The organism is Bradyrhizobium sp., from assembly GCF_017881085.1.
In the GTDB taxonomy this organism is placed as follows: Bacteria; Pseudomonadota; Alphaproteobacteria; order Rhizobiales; family Xanthobacteraceae; genus Bradyrhizobium.
This window is the reverse complement of the sequence record NZ_JADGRI010000152.1, coordinates 1-11,984: the sequence shown is the minus strand read 5'-3', so window position 1 is coordinate 11,984 and position 11,984 is coordinate 1. Positions and strand designations below refer to the sequence as shown.

Genomic DNA, 11,984 nt, shown 5'->3' with positions numbered 1-11,984 from the left:
GCCAAGGCCGTCGGCAAGCCGGTCAAGGTCATCTACAGCCGCGAAAACGACATGACCATGGACTTCTCGCGTCCGCTGACGTTCCAGAAGGTCAAGGCGGGTCTCGACGGCGACGGCAAACTGGTCGCGCTCAACCATGACGTCGTCAGCGCGTGGCCGACCAAGCGCTGGGGCATCCCGGATTTCCTGTCGCCCTCGGTCGACAAGAAAGGGGCGCTCGATGCGTTCACCGTGAACGGTGCGGACTTCTTCTATTCCGTGCCCAATCACAACGTCCGCGCCATCCTCAACGAGATGGCGCACAGCGCTACCCCGTCGGGCCAGTTGCGGTCAGTCGCTCCAGGCTGGACCTTCTGGGCGGTCGAAAGCATGGTCGATGAAATCGCGCATGCAGTCGGCAAGGATCCCGCGCAGTATCGTATCGAGATGCTCGACGGCAAGGGCAAGAACGACGGTGGTGCGCAACGCCTGCGCAACACCCTGCTGGCGGCGATGGGCATGTCCGGCTACGGCACCAAGAAGCTGCCGCAAGGCGAAGGCATGGGCGTCGCCTGCGTTTCCTCGCAGGAACGCGCTACCGCAAGCTGGACCGCGTGCGTGGCCCACGTGGCCGTCTCGCCGTCCGGCGAGATCAAGGTCAAGAAATTGACCGTCGCCACCGACGTCGGCACCCAGGTGCATCCCGACAACATCCGCGCCCAGGTCGAGGGCGCCGCGTTGTGGGGACTTTCGCTCGCCATGTATGAGAAGGCGACGCTGAAGAACGGCGGCATCGAGCAGGCCAACTTCGACACCTACACACCCCTGCGGATGAGCCAGGTGCCGGAAGTCGCCGTCAGCGTCATCTCCAATGGCGAAAAAGCCACCGGCGTCGGCGAGCCGGCGGTGACGGTGATCGCGCCCGCGCTCGGCAACGCGATCTTCAATGCCTGCGGCGCCCGCGTTCGCTCGCTGCCGATCACGGCGGAGGCGGTGAAAGGGGCGATGAAGGCGTAACAACCATCGCGTCGTAGGCGACAACAACAATCCGCCGGAGGCTTTGCTTCCGGCGGATATTTTTGTGGGCGCTGCGTCGGGAATGAGGTTCCCGAAGCCTCTGCCATTCCTTCAAATTTTAGGGTCAGCGATACAGAAGCGTTTATCATGCCCTTTAAGCGTGAGGGAACTCCTTGTCATTTAGCCTTGGTCGTCACCGTCAACCTTTTCGACAGCCATTGGGAATCTATGACAGCCTTCGCCACCCAGACTTCGCCCAAACGCCGTCTGCTGCTTGCCTCCGACCGCCGCGATCAGAGCAGCGAATTGGCCAGCATTCTGCGCTCCGTGGGTGAAGTCGATACCATCCTGACATCGGAAATTCCCGAAGCTCCCGCCAATCATGTCTCGGGGATCGTGGTCGACATCAATCTGCGCTCGCCGGAGAGCGTGCAGCAGGTGCGCAACAAGCTGCGCGGTGACGCGTATCGCTCCGTGCCGCGGTTGTTCGTTCTGGCGGACGCGCTTCACCACGGGTCGATGCAGGCCTGGGCGCTGGGCGCCACCGATACGATCGCCCGGCCGTTCGACGCCGAGGACATCCTGCAGCGTATCCGCGCCGCGTTTCCGGACACCGTCAGGTTCGACGCGACCGCCAGCGGCAAGGCGCTGAACCGGGGCGTTGCCGCTGCCCATGCGGTGATGGTCAAGATCTTCGATAAATTGCCGGCCGGAATGCCGCTGAAATTCAGCGATATAATGGAAGCCGAAAACAAGATTCTCCGCGCCATCCAGCAAACCTCGTTGCGTGAATGGCTGGACACCGTCGGCCGGCACCACACCGGCAGCTACCGCCACTGCCTGTTCGTCACCGGTTTTGCCGTTGCGTTCGCGCAGCATCTCGGAATGCGCGAGGATGACCAGCGCCGTCTGACCCGCGCGGCGCTGCTGCACGATGTCGGCAAGGCGTTCATGCCTCTGTCCATCCTGGACAAGCCCGGAAAACTCACCGACGAGGAAATGCGGGTAATGCGCACGCATCCGCGCCTGGGCTATGAGGCGCTGGCGGCCGAAGGCGGCTTTCCGCCGGAGATGCTGGATGTGGTCCTGCATCATCACGAATTTCTCGACGGTACCGGATATCCCAACGGCCTGCGCGCCGACCAGATCAGCGATATCGTGCGCCTGACGAGCATCGTGGACATCTATGCGGCGCTGGTGGAAAAGCGTGCCTACCGGCTGGCGTTTACCCATACCGAGGCGTTCGCGACAATGGAGAGGATGGGCGGCAAGCTCGACTATCACTTGCTGCACGCCTTCCGGCCGGTGGCGCTGGGGACGTATTGATCGGCCACCGTCATTCCGGGATGGTGCGTAAGCACCAGACCCGGAATCTCGGGAATCCGGGCTTGCTGCTTCGCATCGCCCCGGAATGCCGGAACTAGTGGCCGGCGCTCGATGCCAGGCTCCCGAACGGCCCGCCCGCAAAAACCACCTTGCCGCCGACCATCGTCAGCAGCGAGCGGATTTTTCCGATCTCGTTGACCGGCGCCGTCAGATAGTCGGATGACAGCACGGCCAGATCGGCGAACTTGCCGGGCTCGAGCGTGCCTCGTCTGTCGTCGTCATTGGCCATGAACGCGGAATTGCGGGTGTACATCTCCAGCGCCTGACGCCTGCTCGGCGCCTCCGCGTCGCCGCGGGTCTTGACGCCGCCGATCGTGGTGCCGTCGAGATACCATTGCAGCGAGACGAACGGATTGTAGGACGACACCCGGTGCGCGTCGGTGCCGCCGGCGACGGTGAGTCCCATGCGCAAGGCGGTCGCGATCGGCGGCAGTCCCCGGGCCTTCTCGACGCCGACTTCGCGCTGCAGTCGTTCGCCGCCGAAATAGGGGCCGTCCTGCACGCCCCAGATCAGGCCCAGCGACTTCATCCGCTTCAGATTGTCCTCGGAGGCGTTGTAGAGATGCAGCACGGTCCATCGAAGATCGCGCACCGGATAATCCTTATTGATGTCCTCGACGACATCGAGCAGGTCATGGACGGTGCGGTCGGGATTCCAGTGCAGCTGGATGGTGTATCCCTTCGAGGCGGCCCAGCGCAGCAGTTCCGCGAGTTTCGCCTTGCCGTCCGGGGCGATATCGCCGTCGGTCCAGTCGGCCCAGATCAGGATTTCGCCGGGCCCGTTGAAGTGCAGCATGGGGTCGCCGAAGCCTTGCGGCAGCAGCTGCGTCAGGTTCTGCAGATCGGCGAGTTCGCTGCCGGGCTTCGGCGCGCAGAGATGATAGGCGACGCGCACCGTCAATTGCCTGTCGTGCCACAGCTTGAACACTGCCTGATAATTGGCCGGATACATGCTGACCCCGCCGCCATCGACGATGCCGGTGATGCCAAGGCTGTTCATTTCGCGGAAGAATCTTTTGGAGCCGTCGACCTGCTGCTCCATGGTCGGTTTCGGCAGGTGATCAAAAATCTTGCCGAGCGTATTGCCGTTGCCGGTCAACACGCCGGTGGGGTGATTGTCGGCGTCGCGTTCGAGCTTGCCGCCCGGGGTCACGTCGGAATCGTCGCGGATATTCAGCGCCTCCATCGCCTTGGGGGTCAGCAGCAGCCAGTCGTAGAGATGCTGGATGTAGACCGGATTATCGGGCGCGGCCTCGGTCACCTCGCGCACCGTCGGGCGACGCTTCTCGGCGAATTGCTCCTCGGTCCAGCCGCCGGCCACCACGATCCAGGAGCCGGGCTTTTGGGTCTTGCCGGCCTGGCGGATTTTGTCCAGCGCTTCCCTCAAGGTCGGCACGCCGATCCAGTTGACCTCGGTGCCGAAGGTCAGCGCGGCGCGGATGCCGTGAATGTGGCCGTCGGTCAGCCCGGGAATCACGGTGCGGCCGCCGAGATCGACCAGTCTTGCCTTGTCGCCGGCGAGCTTCTTCATCGCCGCATTGGTGCCGGTCGCCAGCACCTGGCCGTGACCGATCGCCAGCGCCTGTTGCACCGAAAAATCCTTGTCGACGGTAACGATCTTGCCGTTGAACAGCACAGTATCCGCGGTCTGCGCCAAAGCCGTGCTGACCGGGAGCGAAAGGCACAAAGCAGCGAAAATCGCCAGCGCCTCGCCGCGGGCCGATCGGTCGGCTGGCGCCTTCGTGGACTGTGATCCGATCCCCAACATCTCGCCGCTCCCTTATGCTTTTCTGTGGTTTCTTGTGGTGGGAGTTTGCTGGCTTTGGACACGGTCTGTCAAACCTGATGTGTCGGCGACACGCAAGTCCGGCGCCGGAGGCGGCTGGCGACCGCCTCGCTCGACGACTGAACGCAAGAATTGATGATGGTCGCCGGCTAACTCCAAACAATTCTGTGATCCGGCAAGCGCTTCCCGCAGCGGCGCGTCGGTTGACCGCCATGCGCTGCGACGGGATGATGCCGCTCTGTAACGATCTCTGAGGGACGCGGGAAGAAGCCATGGATATTTCAGCCGACATTGCCGCGACCCTCGTCAACCCGGCCGCCTATGCCGATCACCGGCTTCATGACGCCTATCGCTGGCTCCGCGTCAACAATCCGCTCGGCATTGCCCGGCCGGAAGGCTTTGATCCGTTCTGGGTGGTCACCAAGCACGCCCATATCCTGGCCATCAGCCGGCAGAACGAGCTCTTTCACAATGCGGATCGGCCGACGACGCTGACGATGAAGGCGATCGAGGAGCGGACGCGCAGAATCACCGGCAAACCGAACCTGGTGCGCTCGCTGGTCCAGATGGACGCGCCCGACCATCCGAAATACCGGGCGCTGACGCAGTCCTGGTTCATGCCGGTAAATCTCGGAAAATTCGAGGAAAGGGTCCGCACCATTGCCCGCGATGCCGTCGAACGCATGATGGCGCATGGCGGCCGCTGCGACTTTGTCGCCGACGTGGCGCTCGGATATCCCCTGCACGTGATCATGGAGATCCTCGGCGTCCCGGAGCGGGATGAGCCGAGAATGTTAAAACTCACCCAGGAGCTGTTCGGCGCGCAGGATCCCGATACGGCGCGGATAAGGGATGCACTCTCGCCCGAACAATTCGCCGCCATGATCCAGATGGTCATCGACGATTTCGGCGCCTATTTCGGGAAGATCACCGAGGATAGACGCCTCCATCCGCGGGACGATCTCGCCACCGTGATCGCCAATGCCAAAATCAACGGCGAATATATGCCCGAGCATGATGTGACGAGCTACTACATGATCGTCGCCACCGCCGGGCATGACACGACGTCATCGTCGACCGCCGGCGCCATCTGGGCGCTGGCCGAGGATCCTGAGCAATTTGCGCTGGTGAAAGCCAATCCCGAACTGATTCCTGGCCTAGTCGACGAGGCGATCCGCTGGATGACCCCGGTCAAGCATTTCATGCGATCGGCGACATCAGACACCGAACTCGGTGGACGCCAGATCGCCAAGGGCGATTGGCTCATGCTCTGTTACGCATCCGGCAATCGCGACGAGGAGGTGTTCGAGGAGCCCTTCAAGTTCCGTTGCGACCGCAAGCCGAACAGGCATGTCGCCTTCGGCTATGGCGCGCATTTGTGCCTTGGGCAATATCTCGCCAAGCTCGAAATGCGGATCCTGTTCGAGGAGCTGCTGCCGCGGCTGAAATCGATTTCGCTCGACGGCGAGGTGAAGATGACGCAGGCCACGTTTGTCAACGGGCCGAAGAAGCTGCCGATCCGGTTCGAAGTGAATTAGAGACGGCTGACGTCTCTCCGTCATTGCGAGGAGCGAAGCGACGAAGCAATCTAGCTTTTGTGCCTGCGGCCCGATGGATTGCTTCGCTACGCTCGCAATGACAGAGAGATAGGTGTTCGCGCCTAAGGCAAAAGGGCTAAGCCAGCATCTTGCGCAATTCCGCTTTCGCCACCTTCTCCAGAGTCGAGCGCGGCATTTCGTCGACGAAGCGGATTTCGCGCGGCACCTTGAAGTCCGCCAGCGCGTTGCGGCAAGCCGCCATGACGGTGTCGTGCAGATCCTTTGGCGCGCCTTCGACGCCGGCGGCGGGAATGATGAACACCACAGGCACTTCGTCCAGCATCGGATGCTTCTTTGCGACCACCGCGGCCTCGCGCACGCCGGGCACCACCGCGATCACCTGCTCGATCTCGGAGGCCGCGACGTTCTCGCCGCCGACCTTCAGCATGTCCTTGGCGCGGTCGCCGAATTTGATGAAGCCGTTTTCCAGCAGCGTAACCCGGTCGCCGGTGATGAAATAACCGTGCTCGTCAAAGCTCTCGCGCGTGGCTTTCTCGTTGTGCAGGTATCCCCTGAACAGCGACAGCCCGGGGATGCCCTTGATCAGGAGGTTGCCGGTGTCGCCGACCGCGGTCGGCAGGCCGTCGTCGCCGGTGACGCGGATCGCATATTCCGCGGCCGCCCGGCCGATCGACATCGGCGTATTCGGCTGGTCGACCTCGCCGACGATGCCGTGGGTGATGGTCTCCGTCATGCCCCACCAGCCGATGATCTTGATGCCGAACACGGCAAACGGCGGCGGCTCGTTGACCGCCGTGCCCCACAGCCGGAATTTGTGCTGCCTGGGGATTTCGTACTCCAGCAGCGCCTTCATGCAGAACGGGATGGTCGAGGTCCAGGTGCAGCCGTGCTCGGCGGCGACGTTCCAGAACCGGCTGGCGGAAAACCGCGGCTGGATCACGCAGGAAGCGCCGACCCACAGGCTCGCCAGCATCGAATAGGCCAGCGCATTGGTGTGAAACAGCGGCAGATAGGTCTGGTGCACGTCGCCCTGATGCAGATCCTCATGCGCTGCGTTGATCTTGGCGCCCCACAGCGCATTGGCGTGAGTCCACAGCACCGCCTTGGGACGCGACGTGGTGCCCGAGGTATATTGCACGCTGCAGGGAGCTGACGGATCGACCGCCCGGCGCGGCCGGTCGGCGCTGTCGGCGAACAGCGCTTCGAAACTGTCGGATCGCTGCGGGGCGGTGGCTGGCGCAGGGGCGGCGCCGGCGTTGTGCGAAATCACCGCCAGCCAGCGCAGGTTCTTGCAATGCGCCGAGATCATCTCGGCATAGGCCGGCTGCGTGATCGCGGCCACCGCGCCGCAATGACCCGCAAAATATTCCATCTCCGCCGGCGCCGAGCGGGTGTTGGTGGTCACCGCGATGGCACCGAGTTCGACGCAGGCAAACCACGCCAGCATGGCCTCGATGCAATTGTCCAGATGGATCAGCACGAATTCGCCGGGCTTGATGCCGCGCGCGACCAGCCCCGCGGCCAGCGCGCCGACCCGTTCGTGGAATTCGCCGTAACGCCAGATCCGCGACGGCGCCTCGAACGGCGCCCAGATCAGGAATGGATGGTCGCGGCGGATCTGGCTGCGCATCCGCAGCAGCCACGGCACGTCCATTCCGGCAAACGGTCCGACCACGCCCGGCGCTTGTGATTCCAGCATCGAATTCCTCCCGTGCAGCCTTGCCGGCCGCTTCTCGTGTCTTGTTTGGGAGTAGTTCTGCCATTGCGCGGCGCGGGGTGCAAATTATAGAATTCGTCATGCCCGGGCATAGCCGTCCGAAGGACGGCGTCGCTCGCCTATCTTCCGGGCATCCACGTCTCAAAGATATTGCAGCAAGTAAGGCGAGCATGGCCGGCCAAGCCCGGCCGCGACGAACAAGCAATCCTGCGCTACGAATCTCGTGCGCGTTAGGATGCCCCATCCTCATACGACGAAATCTCGATCAGGCTGCCGTCGGGATCGCGGCAATAGACCGACCGCAGCGCGCCGCGGGCGCCCTGTTTTTTGACCGGGCCTTCCTCGATCGCCACGCCGTGCGCCTTCAGATGCGCTAACACCTCGTCCGGCGTGCCCGAGGTGAGAAAGCAGAGGTCGTCGCTGCCCGCGGTTTCGTGGGCAGCGGTGAACCACTCGACCTTGTCGGCGTCGCGCGGCCGCACGTTGATCTTCTGGTTGCCGAACACCAGCGACGTCCGGGGCGTCTTGCCCGGACCCGGATCGAACACCTTGATCTCCATGCCGAGGATTTTCTGATACCACGCGGCCGACCGCGCCACGTCGCTGACATTGATCACGATGTGGTCGATCGCGGTTACCCTGACTGACATCAACCCATCCTTTGGTCGCGGTTCGGAGCGCCCCTCGCGCCACTGGCCGCATAGGGCTTTGTTTGTTACAACGCGAATTGGTCGTCAAATCAACAAGAACGAGCCGGATCAACGATTCCGGACGTCAGGGAGAAGCTGCATGACGTCACGTCGCGCCGCGATGGGTCTTTTTGCAATGGGCTTTTCGGCCCTCGTCTGGCCGGCTGGCGGCGCCCTCGCGCTGGACTATCCGGCGCGGCCGGTGCGCTTCGTGGTTGGATATCCGCCGGGAGGTGCCACCGATATTCTGGCGCGGCTGATCGGACAAAAGCTGTCCGAAAGGCTCGGCCAGCAATTCTTCATCGAGAACAAGCCCGGCGCCGGCAACAACATCGGTACCGAAGCGGTGGTCAACGCGGCGCCGGATGGCTACACGGTGTTGCTCGTCAACCCTGCCAACTACATCAACGCCTCGCTCTACACCAACCTGAAATTCGATTTCATTCGCGATATCGCGCCGGTCGCGGCGTTCAATCGCGTGCCGAACGTCATGACGGTCGCCCCGGACGTGCCGGCCAGGACGGTCGCCGAATTCATCGCCTATGTGAAGGCCAATCCCGGCAAGGTGAACATGGCGTCGTCGGGCAACGGGACGTCGGTACACCTGTCCGGGGAATTGTTCATGGCGATGTCGGGCGCGAAGATGGTGCACGTGCCCTATCGGGGCGCCGCACCGGCGATCACCGATATGCTCAGCAACCGCGTCCAGGTGATCTTCGACAATATGCCTTCGATCATCGGGCATATCGCCCCCGGCGGCCTGCGCGCGCTCGCGGTGACGACCGCCACGCGCTCGCCGCAATTGCCCGATGTGCCGACGGTCGCGGAAACCGTTCCGGGCTACGAGGCGAGCGCGTTGTTCGGAATGGGCGCGCCGAGGCATACGCCGCCAGAGATCATCGAAAAGCTCAACAAGGAGGTTAACGCGGTGTTGGCCGATCCCGACATCAGGAAGCGCCTGGTTGAACTCGGTGGCGCGCCGCTGATCGGCACACCGGAGGCGTTCGGCGGGATGATTTCGGCCGAGACCGAAAAATGGGAAAAGGTGGTCAAGTTTTCCGGAGCAAAGGTGGAATAGGAACCGTTTGAACCTAACTTACTTGATACCGCACTAATTCTCATGCGAACCGATGCGAAGGAGGTAAGAATCATGCGCAATGCGATGTTGGCCCTGTTGGCTGTAACGGCGGCGGGCGCCGCGACCCTTGGCGGCTCCGCTCCGGCGGCCGCCCGCGATTACCCCTATTGCATCCAGGGCGGGGGCTACGGCTATCCGGGCGAATGTTCCTACAGCTCGTACGCCCAGTGCCAGGCGAGCGCGTCCGGGCGGCGGGTCTATTGCAACGTCAATCCGCGCTTCGCCTTCGGCCAGCAGCGGCGCGGCCGGTCATATAGCAACTATTAAGACGAATCAGACGGGTCAGCCGCGCGCTTGACTCGTTTTCGTTTGCGTCTATATTAAACCAAATGGTTAAGTATAGTGATCAAATCCTCGACCGTACCTTTGCGGCGCTAGCGGACCCGACCCGGCGCGCGCTGCTGGCGCGGCTCGGCAAGCGCGACAGCGTCTCGGTAAGCGAGCTGGCGCAGCCGTTTTCGATGTCGCTGCCCGCGATCATGAAGCATCTCGACGTATTGTCGGACGCAGGCCTGATCGCGCGCGCCAAGACCGGCCGCATTGTCGCGTGCCGGCTGACCGCCGGGCCGATGGAGCAGGCGATGGACTGGCTCAATCGCTACCAGCGCTTCTGGTCGGACAATCTGGACCGCCTTGCCGCTTTCGTGGAGGAAGACAAATGGCCGTCAAATCAGGCGCTGCCGGCGATGCCGGCTTCATCACCCGACCGAGCCTCACCCTCAAGCGCCGTCTCCACGCGGAGCCCGCGAAAGTCTACGCGGCGTGGACCGACCCGCAAAAGATAGCCCGCTGGTTCGGGCCCGCGTCGGTCAAAGCCGGCACCGAGCGTGCCAGCATCGATGCCCGCGTCGGGGGCCGCTACCACGTCAGCTTCGATATGGAGAGTGGCGAACACCACGAAGTCGGCGGCGTCTATCGCGAGCTGGTACCGAACCAGCTTCTGGTGTTCAGCTGGGCATGGCATTCGACGCCGGAGCGCGAATCTCTGGTGACGGTGTCGCTGAAGCCGGATGGCGACGGCACGCTGCTCACGCTGACCCACGAGCAATTCTTCGACGCCGCCGCCCGCGACGGCCATGAGCGCGGCTGGAACGGCGCGCTCAACAAACTGCGGGATTTTCTCGCCTGAAACGCCTCTAGACATAGGAGCCGGCCATGCAACCGCACCAAGTCGTCTCGCGCCAGGAATGGATCGCCGCGCGCAAAGCTCATCTCGACCACGAGAAGGAATTCACCAAAGCGCGCGACCGGCTCAGCGAAGAGCGTCGCACGCTGCCCTGGGTCAAGGTCGACAAAGCGTATGTGTTCGATGGCCCCAACGGCAAGGCGACGCTGGCCGACCTGTTCAAGGGCCGCAGCCAGCTGGTGGTGCAGCATTTCATGTTCGCGCCGGACTGGAATGAAGGCTGCAAGAGCTGTTCGTTCTGGGCCGACGGCTTCGAACGCATGGTTCCGCATCTCGCCGCGCGCGACACCACGCTGGTGGCCGTCTCACGCGCGCCGCTGCCGAAGCTCAGCGCCTTCAAGGCGCGGATGGGCTGGACGTTCGATTGGTTTTCTTCGGCGGATAACGACTTCAACTACGATTACGCCGTCTCGTTTACGGCCGAGCAGCTCAAGTCGGGCGCCAAGGTCTACAATTTCGGCACCAGCGGTTTTGCCGTCGAGGAAGCGCCCGGGATCAGCGTGTTCTATCGCGACGAGGAGGGCTGCATCTTCCACACCTATTCCTGCTTCGCCCGCGGCCTCGACATGATGAACGCCGCCTATCACTATCTCGACCTGACCCCGCTCGGCCGCCACGAAGAAGGCTTGCCGTACCCGATGGATTGGCTGCGGCTGCGCGACCAGTATGCGCCTGCGGCTGGCAAGGCGGCGTGCTGCGGGAGCTGATCGCGCGTTGAACGGCTCAGGCCGTGGCGGGCCCGGTCTGCTCGCCTGCGATGGCGCGGTCGATGGCATCGATCACGACCTGGGTCTCAATGAATTTGAGCCGCGCCCGCTCGGCCTTGTCGCGGTCGAACGGTGCGGCCAGCGTCTTGGCGAAGGAATCGCGGTCGTCGGCCATGCGCTCGCGCGCCTTTTTCAGCGTCTCAAGTCGTTCGCTCATCTGGGCTTCGCTTTCTCGCCCGCGACGCGGTCCGGGTTGCGGGAGGCATCCGGTGAGCGCTAGCATAGGCGCCGGTCGGGTTGCTGCAATGATGCCGAATCGCTAGGCGGTCCGTATCAGAAGTCTATCATGGAAAGCGCTTTGACATGTTGACCATCACCGCCGTCATTCGTGCCAAAAAGGGTCAGGAAGAGACCATGCGCCGCGCCCTGCTCGCGGTCGCCGACAACGTCCGCCTCAACGAACCGAACACCCTTGGTTTTTTCGTCTCACAGGATCCAGAGGATCCCTGCGTCTTCACCACTTATGAGCGGTTTGTCGACCAGGCCGCCATGGACGCCCACAATAATTCGGAAGTCGTGGCGCGCTTCTTCGGGATCGCAAAGCCCATTCTCGACGGCGATGTCGTGCTGGTTACGGCCGCCGAGCTTTCCGCCAAGGCCTGATCCGGGCGTGAAGCACCGCGCTGGCGCACCCGACACGATTCGAACGTGTGACCTTTGCCTTCGGAGGGCAACGCTCTATCCAGCTGAGCTACGGGTGCGTTACCGGTTCATCTAGCCGATTGCCCTGCTTTCGGCAATGTCCAAGGGCTAGATGACT

General features: G+C 63.0%; 13 protein-coding genes and 1 tRNA gene. 9 read left to right on the top strand and 5 right to left on the bottom strand.

Going from position 1 to position 11,984, the window contains the following annotated elements; all coding sequences use genetic code 11:
• The coding region (locus tag QZ213_RS15660) for a molybdopterin cofactor-binding domain-containing protein (RefSeq protein ID WP_291686994.1) at positions 1–996 on the top strand (996 nt) is incomplete at its 5' end.
• 228 nt (positions 997–1,224) lie between these two features.
• A complete protein-coding gene (locus tag QZ213_RS15655; RefSeq protein ID WP_291686993.1) occupies positions 1,225–2,322 on the top strand; it encodes an HD domain-containing phosphohydrolase in 1,098 nt (365 codons plus the stop codon).
• Between the two features lie 94 nt (positions 2,323–2,416).
• On the opposite strand, the gene QZ213_RS15650 is transcribed toward QZ213_RS15655, so the two are convergent.
• The gene (locus QZ213_RS15650; protein ID WP_291686992.1) at positions 2,417–4,150 is read right to left on the bottom strand and encodes an amidohydrolase; all 1,734 of its coding nucleotides are present in this window, start codon (positions 4,148–4,150) and stop codon (positions 2,417–2,419) included.
• A gap of 290 nt (positions 4,151–4,440) precedes the next feature.
• Between QZ213_RS15650 and QZ213_RS15645 the strand changes: the two genes are divergently transcribed.
• Complete coding sequence (locus QZ213_RS15645; protein ID WP_291686991.1) at positions 4,441–5,706, top strand: cytochrome P450; 1,266 nt, start codon at positions 4,441–4,443, stop codon at positions 5,704–5,706.
• Positions 5,707–5,842: 136 nt separating this feature from the next.
• On the opposite strand, the gene QZ213_RS15640 is transcribed toward QZ213_RS15645, so the two are convergent.
• Together QZ213_RS15640 and QZ213_RS15635 are read right to left on the bottom strand one after the other, a co-directional pair.
• Positions 5,843–7,426, bottom strand: coding sequence for an AMP-binding protein (locus tag QZ213_RS15640; protein ID WP_291686990.1), 1,584 nt, complete (start codon positions 7,424–7,426; stop codon positions 5,843–5,845).
• Positions 7,427–7,674: 248 nt separating this feature from the next.
• The gene (locus QZ213_RS15635) at positions 7,675–8,094 is read right to left on the bottom strand and encodes a VOC family protein (RefSeq protein ID WP_291686989.1); all 420 of its coding nucleotides are present in this window, start codon (positions 8,092–8,094) and stop codon (positions 7,675–7,677) included.
• Between the two features lie 139 nt (positions 8,095–8,233).
• Here QZ213_RS15635 and QZ213_RS15630 point away from each other — a divergent pair, with 139 nt between their 5' ends.
• From QZ213_RS15630 to QZ213_RS15610, 5 genes are all read left to right on the top strand, one after another.
• The gene (locus QZ213_RS15630; protein WP_291686988.1) at positions 8,234–9,211 is read left to right on the top strand and encodes a tripartite tricarboxylate transporter substrate binding protein; all 978 of its coding nucleotides are present in this window, start codon (positions 8,234–8,236) and stop codon (positions 9,209–9,211) included.
• Between the two features lie 72 nt (positions 9,212–9,283).
• Positions 9,284–9,538: a DUF3551 domain-containing protein gene (locus QZ213_RS15625; RefSeq protein WP_291686987.1), complete on the top strand. Its 255-nt coding sequence runs from the start codon at positions 9,284–9,286 to the stop codon at positions 9,536–9,538.
• A gap of 62 nt (positions 9,539–9,600) precedes the next feature.
• Complete coding sequence (locus QZ213_RS15620; protein WP_291686986.1) at positions 9,601–10,056, top strand: metalloregulator ArsR/SmtB family transcription factor; 456 nt, start codon at positions 9,601–9,603, stop codon at positions 10,054–10,056.
• The gene (locus tag QZ213_RS15615; protein WP_291686995.1) at positions 9,969–10,400 is read left to right on the top strand and encodes an SRPBCC domain-containing protein; all 432 of its coding nucleotides are present in this window, start codon (positions 9,969–9,971) and stop codon (positions 10,398–10,400) included. The genes QZ213_RS15620 and QZ213_RS15615 overlap by 88 nt, the downstream gene beginning before the upstream one ends.
• Before the next feature lie 26 nt (positions 10,401–10,426).
• Positions 10,427–11,164 (top strand): thioredoxin family protein, encoded by a 738-nt coding sequence (locus QZ213_RS15610; protein WP_291686985.1) that lies wholly within the window; start codon positions 10,427–10,429, stop codon positions 11,162–11,164.
• 16 nt (positions 11,165–11,180) lie between these two features.
• On the opposite strand, the gene QZ213_RS15605 is transcribed toward QZ213_RS15610, so the two are convergent.
• Positions 11,181–11,381: a hypothetical protein gene (locus QZ213_RS15605; protein WP_291686984.1), complete on the bottom strand. Its 201-nt coding sequence runs from the start codon at positions 11,379–11,381 to the stop codon at positions 11,181–11,183.
• Positions 11,382–11,527: 146 nt separating this feature from the next.
• Here QZ213_RS15605 and QZ213_RS15600 point away from each other — a divergent pair, with 146 nt between their 5' ends.
• Complete coding sequence (locus QZ213_RS15600; RefSeq protein ID WP_291686983.1) at positions 11,528–11,827, top strand: putative quinol monooxygenase; 300 nt, start codon at positions 11,528–11,530, stop codon at positions 11,825–11,827.
• A 21-nt stretch (positions 11,828–11,848) separates the two neighbouring features.
• Here the strand turns inward: QZ213_RS15600 and QZ213_RS15595 are convergent.
• Positions 11,849–11,925, bottom strand: a tRNA-Arg gene (locus QZ213_RS15595).
• Between the last annotated feature and the right edge of the window lie 59 nt (positions 11,926–11,984).